19 protein-coding genes and 1 pseudogene are annotated in these 19,830 nt (G+C 70.2%); 5 read left to right on the plus strand and 15 right to left on the minus strand.

Annotation, left to right across the window (positions count from 1 at the left end; translation table 11 throughout):
* Positions 1-209: 209 nt before the first annotated feature.
* The 13 genes and pseudogenes from ABD197_RS00110 to ABD197_RS00170 form a co-directional block, all read right to left on the minus strand.
* Positions 210-989 carry an IclR family transcriptional regulator domain-containing protein gene (locus ABD197_RS00110; RefSeq protein WP_344050363.1) on the minus strand — a complete coding sequence of 260 codons (780 nt, stop codon included), beginning with the start codon at positions 987-989 and terminating at the stop codon, positions 210-212.
* 117 nt (positions 990-1,106) lie between these two features.
* Positions 1,107-2,276, minus strand: coding sequence for a thiolase family protein (locus ABD197_RS00115; RefSeq protein WP_344050364.1), 1,170 nt, complete (start codon positions 2,274-2,276; stop codon positions 1,107-1,109).
* Position 2,277: 1 nt separating this feature from the next.
* On the minus strand, positions 2,278-2,925 hold the full coding sequence (locus ABD197_RS00120; protein ID WP_344050366.1) for a 3-oxoacid CoA-transferase subunit B: 648 nt from the start codon (positions 2,923-2,925) through the stop codon (positions 2,278-2,280).
* Complete coding sequence (locus ABD197_RS00125; RefSeq protein WP_344050368.1) at positions 2,922-3,674, minus strand: 3-oxoacid CoA-transferase subunit A; 753 nt, start codon at positions 3,672-3,674, stop codon at positions 2,922-2,924. The genes ABD197_RS00120 and ABD197_RS00125 overlap by 4 nt, the downstream gene beginning before the upstream one ends.
* A 227-nt stretch (positions 3,675-3,901) precedes the next feature.
* On the minus strand, positions 3,902-4,891 hold the full coding sequence (locus ABD197_RS00130) for an acyl-CoA thioesterase (RefSeq protein WP_344050370.1): 990 nt from the start codon (positions 4,889-4,891) through the stop codon (positions 3,902-3,904).
* 23 nt (positions 4,892-4,914) lie between these two features.
* On the minus strand, positions 4,915-5,592 hold the full coding sequence (locus ABD197_RS00135; protein WP_344050372.1) for a substrate-binding domain-containing protein: 678 nt from the start codon (positions 5,590-5,592) through the stop codon (positions 4,915-4,917).
* Positions 5,589-6,644: an aldo/keto reductase gene (locus tag ABD197_RS00140; protein ID WP_344050374.1), complete on the minus strand. Its 1,056-nt coding sequence runs from the start codon at positions 6,642-6,644 to the stop codon at positions 5,589-5,591. Before ABD197_RS00140 ends, ABD197_RS00135 begins: the two co-directional genes overlap by 4 nt.
* Positions 6,641-7,594 carry a Gfo/Idh/MocA family oxidoreductase gene (locus ABD197_RS00145; protein ID WP_344050376.1) on the minus strand — a complete coding sequence of 318 codons (954 nt, stop codon included), beginning with the start codon at positions 7,592-7,594 and terminating at the stop codon, positions 6,641-6,643. Before ABD197_RS00145 ends, ABD197_RS00140 begins: the two co-directional genes overlap by 4 nt.
* Positions 7,591-8,946: a protocatechuate 4,5-dioxygenase subunit alpha/beta gene (locus ABD197_RS00150; RefSeq protein ID WP_344050378.1), complete on the minus strand. Its 1,356-nt coding sequence runs from the start codon at positions 8,944-8,946 to the stop codon at positions 7,591-7,593. The genes ABD197_RS00145 and ABD197_RS00150 overlap by 4 nt, the downstream gene beginning before the upstream one ends.
* Before the next feature lies 1 nt (position 8,947).
* Entirely contained in the window at positions 8,948-9,901 is a 954-nt protein-coding gene (locus ABD197_RS00155) for an amidohydrolase family protein (protein ID WP_344050381.1), read from the minus strand.
* Positions 9,898-10,602, minus strand: coding sequence for a 4-carboxy-4-hydroxy-2-oxoadipate aldolase/oxaloacetate decarboxylase (ligK, locus tag ABD197_RS00160; RefSeq protein WP_344055763.1), 705 nt, complete (start codon positions 10,600-10,602; stop codon positions 9,898-9,900). The genes ABD197_RS00155 and ligK overlap by 4 nt, the downstream gene beginning before the upstream one ends.
* Positions 10,603-10,619: 17 nt before the next feature.
* Entirely contained in the window at positions 10,620-11,123 is a 504-nt protein-coding gene (locus tag ABD197_RS00165) for an amidohydrolase family protein (protein WP_344050383.1), read from the minus strand.
* A gap of 79 nt (positions 11,124-11,202) precedes the next feature.
* Positions 11,203-11,646 (minus strand): annotated as a pseudogene (locus ABD197_RS00170) (amidohydrolase family protein); the annotation flags it as partial.
* A 110-nt stretch (positions 11,647-11,756) separates the two neighbouring features.
* On the opposite strand from ABD197_RS00170, the gene ABD197_RS00175 reads away from it, so the two are divergent.
* Positions 11,757-12,665 carry a LysR family transcriptional regulator gene (locus ABD197_RS00175; RefSeq protein ID WP_344050386.1) on the plus strand — a complete coding sequence of 303 codons (909 nt, stop codon included), beginning with the start codon at positions 11,757-11,759 and terminating at the stop codon, positions 12,663-12,665.
* Here ABD197_RS00175 and ABD197_RS00180 read toward each other — a convergent pair.
* Positions 12,662-13,294, minus strand: coding sequence for a nucleotidyltransferase domain-containing protein (locus tag ABD197_RS00180; protein ID WP_344050388.1), 633 nt, complete (start codon positions 13,292-13,294; stop codon positions 12,662-12,664). The two genes, ABD197_RS00175 and ABD197_RS00180, sit on opposite strands and share 4 nt — an antisense overlap.
* A gap of 61 nt (positions 13,295-13,355) precedes the next feature.
* Here ABD197_RS00180 and ABD197_RS00185 point away from each other — a divergent pair, with 61 nt between their 5' ends.
* Positions 13,356-14,108, plus strand: coding sequence for an IclR family transcriptional regulator (locus ABD197_RS00185; RefSeq protein ID WP_344050390.1), 753 nt, complete (start codon positions 13,356-13,358; stop codon positions 14,106-14,108).
* A 196-nt stretch (positions 14,109-14,304) separates the two neighbouring features.
* Positions 14,305-15,489 carry a 4-hydroxybenzoate 3-monooxygenase gene (locus tag ABD197_RS00190; protein ID WP_344050392.1) on the plus strand — a complete coding sequence of 395 codons (1,185 nt, stop codon included), beginning with the start codon at positions 14,305-14,307 and terminating at the stop codon, positions 15,487-15,489.
* A gap of 242 nt (positions 15,490-15,731) precedes the next feature.
* Here ABD197_RS00190 and ABD197_RS00195 read toward each other — a convergent pair whose 3' ends face one another.
* Positions 15,732-16,901 (minus strand): hypothetical protein, encoded by a 1,170-nt coding sequence (locus ABD197_RS00195; protein ID WP_344050394.1) that lies wholly within the window; start codon positions 16,899-16,901, stop codon positions 15,732-15,734.
* Positions 16,902-17,401: 500 nt separating this feature from the next.
* Here ABD197_RS00195 and gnd point away from each other — a divergent pair, with 500 nt between their 5' ends.
* Entirely contained in the window at positions 17,402-18,463 is a 1,062-nt protein-coding gene (gnd, locus tag ABD197_RS00200) for a phosphogluconate dehydrogenase (NAD(+)-dependent, decarboxylating) (protein ID WP_344050396.1), read from the plus strand.
* Positions 18,460-19,827, plus strand: coding sequence for a glucose-6-phosphate dehydrogenase (locus ABD197_RS00205; RefSeq protein WP_344050399.1), 1,368 nt, complete (start codon positions 18,460-18,462; stop codon positions 19,825-19,827). Before gnd ends, ABD197_RS00205 begins: the two co-directional genes overlap by 4 nt.
* Positions 19,828-19,830 lie beyond the last annotated feature (3 nt).

The raw sequence follows: 19,830 nt of genomic DNA on the forward strand, positions 1-19,830 counted from the left end.
CGCGTAACCATCCTGGATGCCCCCACTGCCGAGATGGTGTGTTTCCCCCCGAGATGGCGGGTTTCCCCCCGAGATGGTGGGTTTATCCGCGAGATGGTGTGCACCACCTCGGGAGAAGATGCACCACCTCGGGAGAAGATGCACCACCTCGGGAGGAGATGCACCACCTCGGCGGAAGAGGGACCACCTCGGCGGAAGCGGGAGGTCGGTCAGACCAGGTGCAGCTCGGCATCGATCGCGGCGGCGGCTGCCCGGAGCGCGGGGAGATACGCGTCCCGCACGTGCTCGACCGAATCCCTGGTCGCGCTCGTGGACACGTTCACCGCCGCGACCACGCGCCCGTCGCGGCCGTGCAGCGGCACGGCGACCGAGCGCAGACCGGGCTCGAGCTCGCCGTCGACGAGTGCCCAGCCCTGCGCGCGCACGGCGGCGAGCTCCTCCCGCAACACCGCGGGTCCGGCGAGCGTGCGTTCGGTCAGCGGACGAAGATCGGATGCCGTGAGCACGGCATCCGCATCGGACGGGCGCAGCCCCGCCAGCAGAACGCGCCCCATGCTCGTCGCGTACGCCGGGAAGCGCGTGCCGATCGTGATGCGCACGCTCATGATGCGGCGGGTCGGGACGCGGGCGACGTAGACGATGTCCGTGCCGTCCAGGACCGCGGCGGACACGCTCTCGCCGACCTCACGGGACAGCGACTCGAGATGCGGCTGCACGATCTCGGGGAGCGAGAGGGAGGACAGGTAGCTGAATCCGAGTTCGAGCACGCGCGGTGTCAGCCGGAAGGACCGGTCGTCGGAGGCGACGTATCCGAGCGTCTGGAGGGTGAGGAGGAACCTGCGCGCTGCGGCCCGGGTCATGTCCGCGCGGCGAGCGACGTCGCTGAGGGTCAGCTCTGCGTGCTCGGCGTCGAAGGCGCGGATCACCGCGAGACCGCGGGCCAGCGACTGCACGAAATCGCCGTTCGATGCCGCTGCGCTCTCGCTCACCGGCTCACCCTACCGATCGCGGGCGTGCAGAACTCCTCGGTATCGGTGCACACACTCCGCATTTCGGCCCGGGACGCGTCGCATCCGCCCGAAACTGAGGAGTTGCGCACGCGTCCCTCACCGCTCCAGCACGACGGCGAGCCCCTGGCCGACCCCGATGCAGATCGCGGCGACCGCGACGCCGCCGCCGCGGCGCGCGAGCTCGTGCGCCGCGTGGCCGATGATGCGGCCGCCCGATGCGCCGAGCGGATGCCCGATCGCGATCGCGCCGCCGTGGATGTTCACCCTCTCGGGATCCAGCTCGGGCCACAACTGCAGGCACGCCAGACTCTGCGACGCGAACGCCTCGTTGAGCTCGACGACATCGACATCGGCCCACGTCCTGCCGGCCCGTGCGAGGGCGCGGTTCGCGGCCTCGACCGGCGCGACACCGAAGACGTCGGGGTCGTTGCCGAACGCCGCGCGGGCGGCGATCCGCGCGAGCGGCTCACCGTCGACCACGCCTTCCGCGCCGAGCAGCAGCGCCGAGGCTCCGTCGTTGATCGAGGACGAGTTTCCCGCAGTCACCGATCCCTCCGCCGCGAAGAGCGCCTTCAGGCCGCCGAGCTTCTCGAGCGTCGTGTCGACCCGGATGCCTTCATCCATCTCCAACTCATGCCCCGGGACCTGCACGATCTCGTCTTCGTAGGCTCCGGCATCCCACCCCAGGGCTGCCAGCCGGTGGCTGCGCAGCGCGAACGCGTCCTGCGCATCTCGCGAGATGCCGTAGATCTCGGCGAGCTTCTCGGCCGACTGCCCGTTCGAGATCGTCCAGTCCTTGCGCAGCGCGGGGTTCGTCATGCGCCAGCCGATCGCGGTGTTCCACATCGTCTGGTTGCCGGTCGCGGGAAAGGGCTTCGCGGACTTCTCCACGACGTACGGCGCCCGGCTCATCGACTCCACCCCGCCGGCGAGGATGACGTCGGCATCCCCCGCCTCGATCGCCCGCGACCCCTGGATCACGGCCTCCACCGCCGACCCGCACAGTCGGTTCACCGTCACACCCGGCACCGACGTCGGAAAGCCCGCGAGCAGCGCGCCGAATCGCGCGACGTTGCGGTTGTCCTCGCCGGCCTGGTTCGCGTCGCCGAAGATCACGTCGTCCACCCGCGCCGGGTCGAGCCCGGTCCGCTCGACGATCGCGCGCATCACGACCGCGGCGAGGTCGTCCGGTCGCACGGAAGACAGTGCCCCGCCGGCCCGGCCGAACGGGGTGCGGACGGCGTCGTACACGAAGGATGCGGGCATGTCAGATCTCGCTTTCCGAAAGGGTCAGACCGGTGAGCTCGGACAGCGACGCGACCGTGTTGTCGCCGAACGCTTCGCGCACCGCGAACCCGTCGGGCGTCACGTCGAACACGGCGTGGTCGGTGTAGACCCGGGTGACGCAGCCGACGCCGGTGAGCGGATACGTGCACGCGACGACGAGCTTGGACTCGCCGGTCTTGGTGAGCAGGTCGGTCATGACGTAGACGGCTTTGGCGCCGATCGCGAGGTCCATCGCGCCGCCGACCGCGGGGATCGAGCCGGGCGCCCCGGTCGACCAGTTCGCCAGGTCTCCGCCCTCGGACACCTGGAACGCGCCGAGCACGCACACGTCGAGATGGCCGCCGCGCATCATCCCGAACGAGTCCGCGTGGTGGAAGTACGCCGCCCCCGGAAGGGCGGTCACCGCCTGCTTGCCGGCGTTGATCAGATCCGGGTCGACGTGCGCGGCATCCGGCGCCGGTCCCATCCCGAGCAGCCCGTTCTCCGTGTGCAGGACGATCTCCTGGTCGTCGGGCAGGAAGTTGGCCACGAGGGTCGGCGCGCCGATGCCGAGGTTCACGTACGAGCCTTCGCGGATGTCGGCGGCGATGCGCCGGGCGAGGTCCTCGCGGCTGATGCGGGTGCTCATTCGGCTGCTCCATTCACGGATGCCGCCACCGGCCGGCCCTCGAGATCGACGCCTCCGACGAAGGCTCCCCCGTGAAGCCAGGCTCGTTCGTCGACGGCGACGACGCGGTCGACGAAGATGCCGGGGGTGACGACCGTCTCGGGATCGAGCGAGCCGAGGGGCACGATCTCGTCGACCTGCACGATCGAGGTGGTCGCGGCCGACGCCATGATCGGACCGAAATTGCGCGCGGTCTCGCGGTAGACGAGGTTGCCCCAGCGGTCGGCCTTCAGTGCGCTGATGAGGGCGACGTCGGCGCGGATGGGGTATTCGAGCACGTAGTCGCGGCCGTCGATAATGCGGGCCTCTTTGCCTGCGGCGAGCTCGGTGCCGACGCCGGTCGGCGAGAAAAACGCCCCGATGCCGGCGCCCGCGGCGCGGATGCGCTCGGCGAGGTTGCCCTGCGGCACGATCTCGAGTTCGATCTCGCCCGCGCGGTACAGGCCGTCGAACACCCAGGAGTCGTGCTGGCGCGGGAAGGAGCAGATGATCTTGCGCACGCGCTTCGCCGCCAACAGTGCCGCCAGGCCCGTGTCGCCGTTGCCCGCGTTGTTCGCCACGATCGTGAGGTCGCCTGCGCCCTGCGCGATGAGCGCATCGATGAGCTCGACCGGCTGTCCGGCGCGACCGAACCCTCCGATCATGACGGTCGAGCCGTCGGCGATGCCGGCGACCGCCGCCGCGGCGTTCCGGACGGTCTTGTCAATCATTTCGCCCCCAATGCGTTCGCTCTACGCACATCTATACGTATATCGAACAGAATAGCCGAAGTGCCACCCCCGGCACCAGCCCCATCGGCGCCATGCAGCGGTCGCCGCGTGCACAACCGGTCGAGCCCACGCCTGCAGAACTCCACAGAACCGAGACGCCGATCGCCGGATTCGCGCGGGATCGGGCCTGATCAGACCGGATCCGTGGAGTTCTGCAGACCCCCGGGCTACGGCTCGAGCGTGAGGGACGCGGCGAGCGGGACGATCGTCTCGCGCAGGGCCACGATCTCGCGCGCGTGCTCATGCAGACGCACGTCCTCCGGGAGGACCGGCTCCCAGACCGGCACCGGCAGCGCGACGCCGTCGTCACCGGGAACGACGAACACGCTCAGGCACTGTGTCGTGAGGGTCAGGTCATCGGGGGTGCGCGGGTCGGCGGTGGAGACCCGCGTGCTGATGTGCATGCTGTGCGGTCCGGTCAGCACGATGCGCGCGCTGACCTCGACGAGATCGCCGATGCGCACGGGCGCGAGGAAGTGGATGCCGCCCGAATACACCCCGACCGCGTGATCGGCCTGCGCCGAGGCGCCCGCCCACGCGACGGCGCACGCGTACGCGGCCTCGTCGATCCAGCGCATGACCGTCCCGCCGTGCGCTTTGCCCCCGAAGTTCACCACGCCGGTCGGCACGAGGAAGCGCAGCGTGGTCTGCGGCGCGGCGGAGTCGGCGGTGTACTCCTCGTCGAGCATGAGCTGCTTGATACGCGCCCTCGTGTCCATACGCTCGAGCGCGGCCTCGGCGAGCTTGCGGTCGGACCGCGACACCGGCTGCCACTGCGGCACGGCGGTCGGCCGCCCGTCGGCACCCTTCGCGACGAAGATCAGCACGCACGTCGTCGCGGGCGTGTAATCCCGCGTGCTGACCTCGGCCGACGACACCGTCACGACGACGTGCATGCTCGACCGGCCGGTGTGCACGAGACGCGCCTGCACCTCGATGAGGCTCCCCGGCGGAATCGGCCGGCGATGGCGCACGTTGCCGACGTACGCCGTGACGCAATACGCTCCCGCCCACCCGACCGCGCACGCGTAGCCGGCCTTGTCGATCCACTCCATGACGCTGCCGGCCGCGACCGAGCGGCCCCCGGCGGCGGTGTCGGCGGGCGTCGCGAGGAAGCGCAGGACGACGCGGTCGTCCAGGGGAACGGCGGGGGTCACGGCGCCAGCATAGGGCGCGCGGCTCACGCGGGCGGGTCGAAACTGTGGGCGCGTACGACGGATGCCGCCGCACGACCCCCGAAGAACGCCAGCAACCCGCGCGCGGCGCGCGAGTCCGTGGTCACCGCACCGGCGAACACGGTGTCGATCGCGCAGTCGCGCGGGAGCGTCCCGAGGATGCGGATCCCCGGCTGGCCGGCGAGCTCGCTCAGCTGCTGGAACCCGAGGTCCACCTCGCCGTCCGCGAGCAGCTGCGCGACGGGCACGCCCGCCCGCGCCTGCACGAGCCGATCGCCGATCTCGGCGCTCAGGCCCCACTCCTCGATCAGTGCGCGGAGCGCGGTGCCGCTCGGGCCGGTCGAGAACCCGATGCGCGTGGCCGCCCGGAGCGCCTCACGCACCCCTGCGGCGTCCGCGAAGGCCGGGCCGTCGATCGAGCCGGCTCCTGGAACGGCGACGGCGACCTGCGACACGGCGATCGGGGTGACGGATGCCGCATCCACGTGCCCCGCGGCGGCCAGGCGCTCGAGCGCGTCGGCGGCGAGGAACACGAGGTCGAACGGCACCCCCGCGGCGACCCGCCGCGCGGCGTCGACCCCGCCGACCGATTCGATCTCGAGGAGGCCGAAGCCGGCATCCGCCGCCCGGGCCGCGAGGTCGGCCAGCAGGTGGCGGGTCGCCATCGACGAGATCGCCCTCATCGTCTGACCTCGCCCGTCGCCGAAACCGAGGCCGCCGCCTCGCCCTCAGGCGCCGGAGCGCCCTCGAGCTCCGACGCTGTGTGATCGAAGGATTCCGCATCGACCTCGGCGGACTGCGCGGCGCCGTAGCGGGGACCCGCGACCGTCCTTGTGTCGATGAGTTCACCGGCGCGCGCGAGCAGCCCCGCATCCACCACCAGGGACAGCGCCGCCTGGTTCTCACGCAGATGGGCCACCGAGGTGGTGCCCGGAATCGGCACGACGCCGCGCGCGAGCAGCCATGTCAGGGCGAGCTGGGCGGGCGTGCAGCCGGCCTCGGCGGCGAGCGCACGCCACGCGGGAAGGAGCGCGGCGTTGGCTGCCCAGAAAGGCGGTTGGAAGCGCGGCATCGCCCGTCGGATGTCCTTCGGTGCGAACTCCTCCGGATCGCCCACGGCGTCCGCGAGGAACCCGCGGGCGACCGGCGAGAACGCGACGAACGCCACGCCCTGCCGGCGCGTCTCGTCCAGCATCCCGAGTTCGGCGTTGCGGCTCCACAGCGAGTACTCGTTCTGCACGGCGGCGATCGGAGCGACCTCGAGCGCTTCGCGCAGACGTGCGACCGACACTTCCGACAGCCCGATCGCGCCGATCTTGCCGGCCGCGACGAGCTCGGCGAGCGCACCGACGCTCTCGCCGATCGGCACGCCGCGGTCCCACCGGTGCAGGTAGTACAGGTCGATGTGCTCGACGCCGAGGCGGCGCAGCGAGGCGTCGGCCTGCGCGCGCAGCGTCTCGGGCCGCCCGTCGATCGTCTTCACGCCGTCGACGAGGGCCATCCCTCCCTTGCTCGCGAGCACGACCTCATCACGGCGCGCCGAGCCGAGAGCCGCGAGCGCGCGCCCGACGAGCTCCTCGTTGCGGCCGCCGCCGTACAGGGTCGCGGTGTCCAGCATCCCGACGCCCTCCTCGAGCGCGGCACGCAGCACCGCGAGACCTTCCTCGGGTGAGGGCGGGATGCCGTACGCATGGCTCAGCGACATGCAGCCGAGCCCGAGCCGGGGCAGGATCACGCGAGCTGTTCCTCCAGTTCCGCCAGCACCCGGTAGCAGTCCAGCACCTGCCGCACGGAGGAGTTCGGCTCGCGACCCTCGCGGATCGCGGCGATGAACTCGCGGTCCTGCAGCTCGATCCCGTTCATGCTCACCGCGACCTGCGACACGTCGATCGGGTTCTCCGCGCCGTCGACGAGGTCGTCGTAGCGGGCGATGTAGGTGCCGGTGTCGCCGATATAGCGGAAGAACGTTCCGAACGGTCCCTCGTTGTTGAACGACAGCGACAGCGTGCAGATCGCTCCGGTCTCGCTCTTGAGCTGGATCGACATGTCCATCGCGATGCCGAGCACGGGGTGCAGCGGACCCTGCAGGGCGTTGGCCTGCACGATCCGACCCGCCTGGTAGGCGAACAGGTCGACCGTGTGCGCGGCGTGGTGCCACAGCAGGTGGTCGGTCCACGAGCGCGGCTCCCCCTTCGCGTTCGTGTTCGTGCGACGGAAGAAGTACGTCTGCACGTCCATCTGCTGCACGGCGAACTCGCCCGCCGTCACGCGCTCATGCACCCACTGGTGCGACGGGTTGAAGCGGCGGGTGTGGCCCACCATCGCCACGCGGTCCGACGCCTCCGCCGCGGCGAGGGTGGCCTGGGCGTCGGCGAGCGAGTCCGCGAGGGGGATCTCCACCTGCACGTGCTTGCCGGCGGCGAGCACCGCCTGGGTCTGCGCGGCGTGCATCTGGGTCGGCGTGGCGAGGATCACCGCGTCGACGTCGTCGCGCTCGAGGACGGCATCCAGTCCCACGACCGCGGCCGGCACGCCGTATCTCTCGGCGACCGCCTGCGTCGGCTCGGGACGCGTGCCGCTCACGACCGTGACCTCGGCGTCGTCGACCTGGGCGAGACCGTCGAGGTGCTTCATGCCGAACGCGCCGGCGGCGCCGACGACGGCGACCCGGACCTTCTCAGTCATACGGTGACTTCCTCGGGGACGGTGGCGCTCACAGTGTCGGCAGCGTCGGCCTCGGGCGCGACGGGGTTGCTGATCACGAGGTGGCCGACGGCGGTGTTGGATGCCGGCACGTGATAGAACCGGTGGTTCACGTCGGGCGCGCCACCGCCGAACTGGTCGTCCATCGCGCCGCGCGCGATCAGCCAGTCCACGAGCTCGATACCCTCCGAGCCCGCCTCGTCGACGTACTCCATGTGCGACCATTCGGTGAGCCCCAGCGGGTCGGCGATCAGGTGGTCCAGGAACGCGTTGTCCCACTCCTCGTTGATCAGGCCGGCGCGGGGTCCCTGCAGCTGGTGGCTCATCCCGCCCGTGCCCCAGATCTGCACGTTGAGTTCGGGGCCCTCCCACTTGTCCAGGGCCCGGCGGATCGCCTTGCCGAGCTCGTAGCAGCGGCGCCCCGACGGAACGGGATACTGCACGACGTTCACGGGGAGCGGGATGACCCGGCAGGGCCACTCCTCGACATCGCCGAACACGAGCGAGAGCGGCACGGTCAGTCCGTGGTCGACGACCATCTCGTTCACGAGGGTGAGGTCGAAGTCGTCCTGGATCACGGACTGGGCGATGTGGGCGGCGAGCTCGGGGTACCCCTTCACATCCGGCACGGGACGCGGGCCGTAGCCTTCGTCGGCGACCGGATAGTGCTCGCCGGTACCGAGCACGAACGTCGGGATGATGTTGGAGTCGAACGCGGTCGCGTGGTCGTTGTAGACGAGGATCACGACGTCGGGCGTGTTCTCCTTCGCCCATTTCCGGGTCCACTCGTAGCCGTCGAAGACCTTCTTCCAGTACGGCTCCTGGGTCTTGCCGTGATCCATCGCGGCGCCGATCGCCGGCACGTGCGACGTGAACAGCGCCGAGGTGAACCTCGCCGGCGCGTCCGGCCGCATCGTCGTCGCCTTCTCGGTCGACGGCGGCGCCCAGCCGTCGAGGTCCTTGAGGCGATTCCCCTCGGGACGACGACCGCCCGAGACCATCATGTCGCGGTAGGCGGCCTCGCTCATGCCCGTCATCGACCCGGCCATCTGCTGGAAGCTCAGCCCGTGCGTGGCGCCGATCTTGCTCAGGAAGTAGATGTTGCCGCCCTCGGCGATGCACGTGTTCAGGTCTAGGTCGAGCACGGCCTGACGCTGGACGGGGGTCAGCGGCCACTCGTCGAGGTAGGCCTCACGATCGGCGAGGTACCGCTCGCGGTTCTCCGGCTTCATGAGCGACATCGAGAACTGGTTGAGGTGATACCCCTTGCGCGCCTGATCGGCGTCGAAGATCGTCGTGCCGGGGATGTTCTTGTACGGCTTGTCCAGTGCCATCTCATGCTCCTTCGGGCCAGTAGAGGCGCAACGGGTTCTCGACGAGCAGCTTGTGCTGCAGCGCCTCCGTCGTCGCGATCTGCGGGATGTAGTCGACCAGCAGCCCGTCGTCGGGCATGTGGTCCTTCAGGTTCGGGTGGGGCCAGTCGGTCCCCCACAGCACGCGGTCGGAGAACTCCTCGACCACGCGTCGGGCGAACGGCACGACGTCGGTGTACGCGTGCTGCTCGCCGTCGAGTGCCCGGGGTCCCGTGACCGAGAGGCGCTCCGGGCACGAGACCTTGGTCCACACGTTCGGGTTCTCGCGGAGGAACCGCAGGAAGAGCCCGAACTCGGGTCCGTCAGGATCCTTCGTGACATCCGGGCGACCCATGTGGTCCACGACGACATCCGTGGGGATGCCGGAGAAGAAGTCGTAGAGCTCGGGCAGGTCCTCGGCCTCGAAGTAGATCACGACGTGCCAGCCGAGCGGCGCGATCTTCGTCACGATCTCCTCGAGCGACGCGGTGTCGAGGCGGTCCACGAGACGCTTCACGAAGTTGAACCGCACGCCGCGGACGCCCGCGTCGTGCAGGTCGGCGAGCTCGGCATCCGTCACGTCTTTCCGCACGGTTGCGACACCGCGCGCCCGCCCGCCGCTCCGGCGGAGGGCATCCACGAGGGCGCGGTTGTCGGCGCCGTGGCACGTCGCCTGCACGATGACGTTGCGGTCGAACCCGAGGCGGTCGCGCAGGGCGAACAGCTGGTCCGCCGAGGCGTCGCACGGCGTGTACTTGCGCTCCGGGGCGAACGGGAACTCCGCGCCCGGGCCGAACACGTGGCAGTGCGCGTCCACGGCACCGACGGGCACACGGAACGTCGGCACGCTCGGGCCGTCGTACCAGTCGAGCCAGCCCGGGGTCTTCTCGAAGCCGCCGCTGGTGTGGCCGTGCGCGATGGCCTCGGTGCCCGTCATGAGCCCGCCTCCACGTAGGTCAGGCCCGCCTTCGCGAGCGGCTCGCGCATGCCGTAGATGTCGAGGCCGAGGACGCCGGCGCGGAACTTCTCGCGCTTGGCCTCCTCGTTCGCCTCCCTGGCGGCCGAGGCGTCCGCGACGGCGCCGACGAGATCGCGGGGCACGACGACGACGCCGTCGACGTCGGCGACGACGACATCGCCCGGGTTCACGAGTGCGTTCGCGACCACGACGGGGATGTTGACCGAACCCAGGGTCGCCTTGACGGTGCCCTTGGCATTGATCGCGCGCGAGAACACCGGGAAGTCCATCTTCTCGAGGTCGGCGACGTCGCGGACGCCGCCGTCGATCACGAGCCCCTTGCAACCGCGGGCGGTGAGCGAGGTCGCGAGGAGCTCGCCGAAGAAGCCGTCCTCGCTCTCGGTCGTGCATCCGGCGACGATGACGTCACCTTCCTGCACCTGTTCGGCCGCGACGTGGAACATCCAGTTGTCACCCGGCTGCAGCAGCACGGTCACCGCGGGTCCGCACAGTTTCGCACCCGTGTACGCCGGGCGGATGTAGGGGCGAAGGAGCCCCACCCGGCCCATGGCCTCGTGGATCGTGGCGACGCCGAACTTCGACAGGCGCGCGACGTCGGCGGGGTCTGGCCGCGGGATGCCGGTGCGGACGATCCCGAGGTCGTTCAGGCGCTGGGTCACGGTGTTCCTCCTGGTGTTCAGAGTCCGCGGGCGGCGAGGGCGCGGTCGACGCGGGGGTAGATGCGGCGCGCATTGCCCTCGAAGACCTGCCGGCGCTGCCCGTCGTCGAGATTCGCGGTCGCGTCCACGTAGCGCTTGGTGTCGTCGAAGTAGTGGCCGGTGCGGGGATCGATGTCGCGCACGGCGCCGATCATCTCGCTCGCGAACAGGATGTTCGAGGTCGGGATGACCTGCGTGAGCAGGTCGATGCCGGGCTGGTGGTACACGCACGTGTCGAAGTGGACGTTGCCGAGCAGGTGCTCCTCGAGCTCCGGTTTGCCGAGGGCCATCGCGAGCCCACGGAAGCGCCCCCAGTGGTACGGCACCGCGCCGCCGCCGTGCGGGATGACGAACTTCAGATCGGGGAAGTCGCGGAAGAGGTCGCCCTTGAGCAGCTGCATGAACGCGGTCGTGTCCGCGCCGAGGTAGTGATCGCCGGTCGTGTGGAACTGCGGCTTGCACGATGTGCTGACGTGGATCATCGCGGGCAGCTCGTACTCGACGAGCTTCTCGTAGAGCGGGTACCAGCTGGTCGGTCAGCAGCGGCGCGGTCCAGAGCCCTCCCGAGGGATCGGGGTTGATGTTGACCGTGACGACGCCGAGCTCGTTCACCGCACGGTCGAGCTCGGCGAGCGTGGTCTTCTGGTCGACGCCCGGCGACTGCGGCAGCATCGCGCCGGGCAGGAAGCGGTCGGGGAAGAGCTGCGAGACGCGCGCGACGAGGTCGTTGCAGATGCGTGCCCACGTCGCGCTGACGGCGAAGTCTCCGATGTGGTGCGCCATGAAGGACGCCCGCGGACTGAAGACCGTGATGTCACTGCCGCGCTCGTCCATCAGGCGGAGCTGGTTGGCCTCGATCGTCTCGCGGATGTCCTCGTCGCTGATGTGCAGATCGGAGGGCGACGGCTCGTCACCGGCACCCTCGGCGAACGCGACCTGCAGGTCCCGCCACGCGCCGAGCTGCGCGGGCGCGGTCGTGTAGTGGCCGTGGATGTCGATGATCATCGCGAGTCCTTCGTGCTGCGTCGCTGCGTGCGCTCCTTCCGAGGTTAGGTCGGTCGTCGGACTTCAGTCCAATAGATTCCATCGCGTTCGCCTATAGATACGATCGATGGGTGGCCCTCACCGACCTGAACCAGTTGCGCACATTCGTCGTCCTGTACGAACTGCGCTCCGTCTCGGCGGCGGCGGCCCGCCTGCACGTCACCCAGCCGACGGTGAGCTACACGCTCGGGCGCCTGCGCGACCGCTTCGGTGATGAGCTGTTCCGCCGCGAGGGCAACGTCATGGTGCCGACCGCCCACGCCACCCGGCTGTTCGGTCCGCTGCACGAGGCGCTCGCGCAGATCGATGCGACCGTGAGCGACCCGGAGGAGTTCGATCCGGGCACCTTCGCCGGCGAGATCGCGCTCGCCCTCACCTCGATCGGCGAGCAGACGTTCCTGCCGCCGCTCATGGCGGCACTCGCGCGCACGGCCCCCGGCGTGCATCTGCAGGTGCAGCGCCTGGACGCCGACTTCGTGGAGGACGGACTCATCCGCGGCACGATCGACCTCGCGATCACCGTCTCGCTGCTGGCGACCCCACGTCTGTGGCGCACGCCGGTGCGGAACGTCGAATACGTGGCCCTCTCCGCGGCCGCACACCCGCTGCCGCCGGTCGGCCCGGAGATGTTCGCGGGCCGCAGGTTCGTCCGCGTCTCCGCCCGAGGGGGGCACGTCTTCCCCCTGCAGGCCCTGATCGAGCACGGCTTGATGCCCCAGGTCGCCCTCTCGGTGGAGGAGTATGCGAGCGTCCCGGCGGTCCTGCAGGCGACGGACCTGGTCGTGCTGCTCCCCCGGCACGTCGCGGAGGTGTTCTGCGGGTGGTTCCCGGACCTCCGGATCGCCGAGCTCCCCTGGCCGGGCAGCAGCACGCCGGTCTCGGTCTACACGCGCAGCGAGGCGAGCCTCACATCACCGCAGCGCTGGTTCCGCTCGATCGCCGTCGACGCCGTCGCGGCGGACGAGTACCGCGCGGGCTAGCGTCCCGGGCGATTCCAGCTGGCCTTGGCGGGAAAGCGAGGCGTGCGCACCGGGATCGACCACGACGAGTGCGGATGGATCGAGAGGATCGCCCGCTCCCACCACGCCCGCGCCTGCTCATCCAGGAGCGGGAGCACGGCATCCTTATCGGCGTCATCCTGCGGTCGGGGTCGCAGCGCCTTCCAGACGAGCTGCACTTCGGGGGCGCCGGTCGAAATGCCGTCGACCTCGCGCACCGCGCGGTCCCAGGGCAGCTGCAGGCGGGGGTCGCGGCGGTAGAGCCACGCGGCATCCGTCCCGTCCTCGACATTCAGCCGCAGGACCCACGTCCCCCGACGGTCGTCGCGGACCTGGATGATCTGCACGTCGGCGTCGGCGGGCACCTCGCCGAGCGCGACGAGCGTGTCGTCCTGGACCGCCCACGCGCTCCACTCCGGCGGCAGTGCGGCGATCAGGGGTGGAACGTCCGTCGGGATCGTGCTGACGTCGATGTTCGGTCGCTCGCGGATCGCCCGTCCGGCGAACAGGTCGAGCGCGACGCCGCCGGAGATCCACCAGCGCGCGGCGGTCCCGTCGAAGAGCTCCGCGACGGCGCGCGGCTCGAGGGGAGACCAGGGTTCATCGGCCATCCCCTGAGGGTACTGCGGTCCGGCGTTTCCCACTCAATGGGAGTCGTGGGATGCTGGCGGCATGGCGAACTCCCCGTCGGGCGACTCGGTCACCGACCGGCTCGTGCGGGTGCTCGAGACCTTCACCCCCACCCGGACGGTACAGACCGCGGCCGAGATCGGCCGGCGCGCGGGGCTCCCGGGATCCAGCGCGCACCGCATCGTCGGCGAGCTCGTCGACGCCGGACTGCTCGAGCGCGACGACGACCGTCGCATCCGCATCGGCGTGCGGCTGTGGGAGCTCGCGACCCGCTCGTCGCAGGCGCTGCGCCTGCGGCAGGTCGCGATGCCCGCGATGGAGCGCGTCCAGGCGCGTGTCCGCGAGCACACGCAGCTCGCGATCCTCGAGCAGGACGAGGCGCTCTTCCTCGAGCGGCTGAGCGCCCCCGACTCCGGCGCGAACATCACGCGGATCGCAGGACGCCTCCCCCTGCACGCATCGTCGTCAGGTCTCGTGCTGCTCGCGTTCGGCGAGCGCGAGCTGCAGGAGCGCGTCCTCGCCGAGCCGCTCATCGCCCTCACCCGCGAGACGATCACCGATCCCGCGGTGCTCCGCCGCAAGCTCGCCGAAGTCCGCACGCTCGGCCACGCCGTCGCCCGCGGGTTCATCGAGACGGTCTCGACCGGTGTCGCCGTGCCGGTGCGCGACGAGGCCGGCCGCGTCACGGCCGCCCTCTCGGTCGTGCTGCCCCGCGACGCACCGACCGAGCCCGCACTGCGCGATCTGCACGCCGGCAAGCGCGATATCGAGCAGGCACTGGGTTTCCGGGGTTGAGCCCCCGTTGCGCCGAGTGCACGACTTCGCGCCGAGCGCACGGGTTCTTGGCGCGATGAAGCCGTGCACTCGGCGGCATCCCGTGCACTCGCGACCCGAGGGAGAAGAAGGGGTCCCGTTGAATGGGAGATGACGGGCGAGGACGCGGGGGCGGGGCGGACACTCGGCGGACAGCATCCCCGTCGAAGGAGACGTCATGACCACCACCGTCCGCACCCGCGTCGCGATCGTCGGCGCCGGGCCCGCCGGCCTCCTGCTGTCGCACCTGCTCGCAGATGCCGGCATCGAGTCGGTCGTCGTCGACCAGCGCACGCGCGAGCAGATCGAGTCGACCATCCGCGCCGGCATTCTCGAGCAGGGCACGGTCGAGGTCCTCGACTCGCTCGGCGAGCACAGTCGCGCCCGGACGGTCGGGCACCGCCACGACGGCATCGAGATGCGCTTCGCCGGCGAGGGGCACCGCATCGACTTCCCCTCGCTCGTCGGACGCAGCGTGTGGCTCTACCCGCAGCACGAAGTGCTGAAGGATCTCATCGCCGCGCGCCTCGCCGGCGGGCAGGACCTCCGCTTCGGCATCACCGTCAACGGCATCGAGGATGCCGGGACCGAGCGCCCGCGGGTGATCGCGACCGACGCCGACGGGCAGCCGCTCGTGATCGAGGCGGACTTCGTGGTGGGCGCCGACGGCTCGCGCAGTGTCGCGCGGCCGGTCGTGACCGGATCCGCGTTCGGCGGATACTTCCGCGAATACCCGTTCGCGTGGTTCGGCATCCTCACCGAAGCACCGCCGAGCGCGGACGAGCTCATCTACAGCAACTCCCCCGACGGCTTCGCGCTGATCAGTCAGCGCAGCGCCACCGTGCAGCGCATGTACTTCCAGTGCGATCCGGATGCCGACACGGCGGCGTACTCGGAAGCGCAGCTGTGGGAAGAGCTGCAGAAGCGCGTACCGGGCACGACGCTGAAAGAGGGACCGATCTTCCAGCGCGACGTGCTGCGCTTCCGCAGCTTCGTCGCGCATGAACTGCGGAAGGGTCGTGTCGCGATCGTCGGGGATGCCGCCCACACCGTGCCGCCGACCGGCGCGAAGGGCATGAACCTCGCCGTCGCCGACGTGATCCTGCTGAACCTCGCCCTGCAGGCGCTCCTGCTCGAAGGCGACGAGCGGCGCATCGACGACTTCGCGGATGCCGCCCGGCGCCGCATCTGGAAGGCGCAGCACTTCTCCTGGTGGATGACGAGCATGCTGCACGTGACCGCTGACGCGACGGATTTCGACCGGATGCGTCAGCTCGGCGAGCTGCGCTCGATCGTGGAGTCCGAGGCCGGCCAGACCTATCTGGCCGAGGCGTACACCGGCTGGCCCCTCGCAACCGCGTAGCTCCCGCGCTCCGGCCCCCGCGCCGGTCCTTCTCCCGCCGAGATGGTCCCTCTTCCGCCGAGATGGTCCCTCTTCCGCCGAAATGGTCCCTTCTCCGCCGAAATGGTCCCTTCTCCGCCGAGATGGTCCCTTCTCCGCCGAAATGGTGCGCACCACCTCGCAAGAAGACCCACCATCTCGCAAGAAGACCCACCACTTCGGCGCAGAATCCACCATCTCGGGGCCCAGCGACGACCTGGGGGTCAGCGCCGCAGACGACGCCGGATGCCGCGCGCGGCATCCCGAGCATGCTCTTCGGTGCGGCGCGCCAGCGCGCGCCCGCGAGCGCCGAGGCCCCAATGCCACCCGTGGGCGTCACCGAATTCCACGAGTTCGATGTCGTTGGGTTCAGTGGAGGACAGGAGCTCGGCGTAGTACTGCTCGCGGCGTCGCTCGTACGGCTCGCGGACGAACACGGCGGGGACGAATTCGTCGAGACTGCCCGCGATCTCGAGCGTGAGCATCGTGCGCATGCACTTCCAGCAGTGCGAGCAGTTGGTCGTGCGGTCGGGGTTCGCGTCGACGCACACGTCGAGGTGCCGGGACACCGGGCGCCCGACGAGTGCGAGCGTGCGCTCGACCCGGGACATCCCTGAGCTCGTGGACTCCAACGTCAGCGCGGCGGTCGACAGGAGTGGAAAGGTCATGGCTCCCACGAGGCCGATGTCGCCGTGCCGCGGCGGCATGCTGATGTTCCCGAACGAGCCCTCCGACGCGTGATACGAGCGGCCGATCCCCCCGCCGAGCACGTGGATGACCGCGGCGTTGCGGAAGGTGACGGTCTGCATGAACCCCATGCGCGGATAGTGCTCGCCGATGTTGCTGTCGACGCGGATGAACGGGAGACCGAGTTCCTGCGCGACCGGCCGAAGCCCGTCGAACCGCTTCTGCCAGAGGTCCGCACCGTCGTCCCCGTGCGCGCCGACGTTGTTGTTGAGCAGGTGCGTGACCCGAAGGCTGGACGGCACGCCGTCGCCGGTGTACTCGCTGAGCGTCGCGAAGCTGTCGACGCCGCCCGAGAAGCCGGTCGCGACGCCCGCGGCGGGCGAGCCGGCTTCGGCGGTCTCGTCCGCAGTCACCGTGATGGTCCGGTATTCGGGATGCACGCTGCGCACGAGTGCCTGCGCGTCGTGGTTCAGCCGGTGCAGAAGCGTGTCCGTGACGGTGCCGCCGACATGCAGGTTCCGCCCGTAGCGCATCGCGGGGAGCAGCAGCGCGACCGCGATGTGGTCGGCCCGTTCGGAGAGCATCTCGGCGAAGGTCTCATCGACGCTGAACCAGAGCGGCTGCGCGCCGTCCACTTCTGCAGAGACGCGGATGCCTCCCCCGGACTCGCGGGTCCGCTGAGGGGGTCCGGTGACCAGGTCGGGCACGAGGCCACCTGCCTTTCAGCGCGCGCGAGGGGACCGGACGGAGGAATCCGAGTGTAGCCCTCCGCCGCGAGTGTCCCACTCTCCGTCGAGATGGTCCCCCTTCCGTCGAGGTGGTTCCCCTTTCCCCCAGATGGTGTGCACCACCTCGGCGCAGAACCCACCACCTCGGCGCAGAACCCACCACCTCGGCGGACAACCCCCCACCTCGGCGGACGGCAGCCCCAGGACTCAGCGGCCCGCGCGCTGCAGATACGCGCCGTAGCCGAGCCGCCCCCGGGTCGCGACCACCAGCACGAGGGCGGTCGCGGTGAAGCCGATGAGCACCGGCAGCAGTCCGTAGACCTTTCCGCCCGTCGGGTGGCCCCGCGCTGGGGTCGGGCGTCGCGTTCAGTGTCCCAGGCGCCGTGCCGTCACCGCCACCCTCGGACCCGCATCCGATCACCAGCCGTAGACTCCGGTGATCCGCCGTGATGCGGGTGGGACGACAACGTGGAGGAAGCATGCGACTGGGAATGGTCGGCCTCGGCCGGATGGGCGGGAACCTCGTGCGCAGACTCATGCGCGACGGGCACGAAGCCGTCGTGTACGACGTCACCGAGGCGGCGGTCGCGGCGCTGGAGAGCGAGGGCGCAGACGGCAGTCGCAGCCTCGCAGAGCTCGCGCAGAAGCTGCAGTCGCCGCGCGTGGTCTGGCTCATGATCCCCGCGGGCCTGACCGGCAGAGTCGTCGATGAGGTCGCCGCGCACCTCGAACCGGGCGACATCATCATCGACGGCGGCAACTCGAACTACCGCGATGACGTCCGCCGGGCGAAGAAGCTCACCGAGCGCGGCATCCACTACGTCGACGTCGGCACGAGCGGCGGCGTCTTCGGCCTCGAGCGGGGGTACTGCCTCATGGTGGGCGGGCCGGACGAGGCCGTGCGGATCATCGAGCCGATCCTGAAGACGATCGCACCGGGTCCGGGCGAGATCCCGCGGACCCCCGGCCGCGAGGGCGACTTCGCGCCGGAGGAGCAGGGGTACCTGCACTGCGGCCCGTCCGGCGCGGGCCACTACGTGAAGATGGTGCACAACGGCATCGAATACGGCATCATGGCCGCCCTGGCGGAGGGGCTCAACATCCTCGAGAACGCGGATGCCGGCATCCGCGAATCCGAGCACTCGGCCGAGGTCGCGCCGCTGGAGGAGCCGGAGTTCTACCAGTTCACGATCGACACCCCGAAAGTGACGGAGCTCTGGCGCCGCGGTTCGGTGATCTCGTCGTGGCTGCTGGATCTCACCGCGGCGGCGCTCGAGGAGAACCCCACGCTCGACTCGCTCGCCGGACGCGTGTCCGACTCGGGCGAGGGGCGCTGGACGATCAAGGCGGCCGTGGACACCGGTGTTCCGGTCCCCGTGCTGAGCGCCGCGCTGTTCGAACGCTTCGCCTCCCGCGGAGAGGACCACTACGCGAATCAGCTGCTCTCGGCGATGCGCCTGCAGTTCGGCGGGCACAAGGAGCTCCCCGCGGGAGACGTGCTCGAGGCCGGCAGCCGGAAGGCGGATTCGGATTCCGCATGAGCAGGAAGCGCGAACCCCAGAGCGTCAGCCTGCTGATCCTCGGCGCGGGGGGCGACCTCACCAGGCGCCTCCTGATCCCGGGCCTGGCGAGTCTGCTGTCCGAGCACGAGTACGACGTTCAGGTCATCGGCGCTGCCCGGGAGGAGCGCACCGACGCGGAGTGGAGAGCGCTGATCCGCGACAGCTTCAGCCAGGTCACCCACCCCGAGAACGCCGACCGCTACCTCGAGTCGGCGCGCTACATCACGGGCGACGTGACGGATGCCGCTCACTTGAGGACCCTGCTCGAAGCGTGCGACCACACGCCCGTCATCTACTTCGCCCTGCCGCCCGCGGTCACCGTCACGGTCTGCGCCGCGCTGCGGAAAGTGGAGCTGCCCGAGGGCACCCGCCTCGCGCTGGAGAAGCCGTTCGGGACGGACCTGCGCTCCGCGCGGGCACTGAACCGCGTGATCGCGCAGCTCGTGCCCGAAGAGCAGGTGTTCCGCATCGATCATTTCCTCGGGATGTCTATGGTGCTCAACATCCTCGGGCTCCGCTTCGCGAATCAGTTCTTCGAGTCGGTGTGGGATGCCCGCCGCATCGAGCGCGTCGAGATCATCTACGACGAGCTGCTCGGGCTCGAGGGGCGCGGCGGCTACTACGACCACGCGGGCGCGCTGGTCGACATGCTGCAGAGCCACCTGCTCGAAGTGCTGGCCCTGGTCGCGATGGAGCAGCCGCCGCGGTTGAACGAGGTGGAGCTCCGTTCGAACGCCGCCCAGGTGCTGCGTGCCACGCACGTGTGGGACGACGACCCGGTCGCCTCGAGCCGCCGAGCGCGGTACACCGCCGGCAAGGTCGGGGACCGCCGACTGCCGTCCTACGCCGACGAGGAGGGTGTGGACCCGGCGCTGAACACCGAGACGCTCGCCCAGATCACTCTCGAGGTCGACACGGCGCGCTGGCGAGGCGTGCCGTTCGTGCTGCGGTCGGGCAAGGCGCTCGGTCAGTACGTGACGCAGGTGCGCGTGCACATGCGTCCGGTGCCGGAGATCCCCGGTTTCGGGGGCGCCCCCGAGCCGGATTCGATCATGCTCGACCTCAAATCCGGCGCGGTCGAGCTCGGGGTGACCATGAACGGCAGCGGTGACCCGTTCGGCCTCGAGCGCAGCATGCTCGTCGCGAAGAAGGAGCCCGGGCATCTTCTGCCCTACGGTCAGGTGCTGCAAGGCATCGTCGAGGGCGATCCGCTGCTGTCCGTGCGGGCGGACATGGCGGAGGAGTGCTGGCGCATCGTGGCGCCGGTCCTCCGCGCGTGGAAGAAGAACGAGGTCCCGCTCGAGGAATACGCGGCCGGGTCGCTCGGCCCGAAAGGCTGGTAGGCC

The organism is Microbacterium lacus (genome assembly GCF_039531105.1).
Taxonomy (GTDB): domain Bacteria; phylum Actinomycetota; class Actinomycetes; order Actinomycetales; family Microbacteriaceae; genus Microbacterium; species Microbacterium lacus.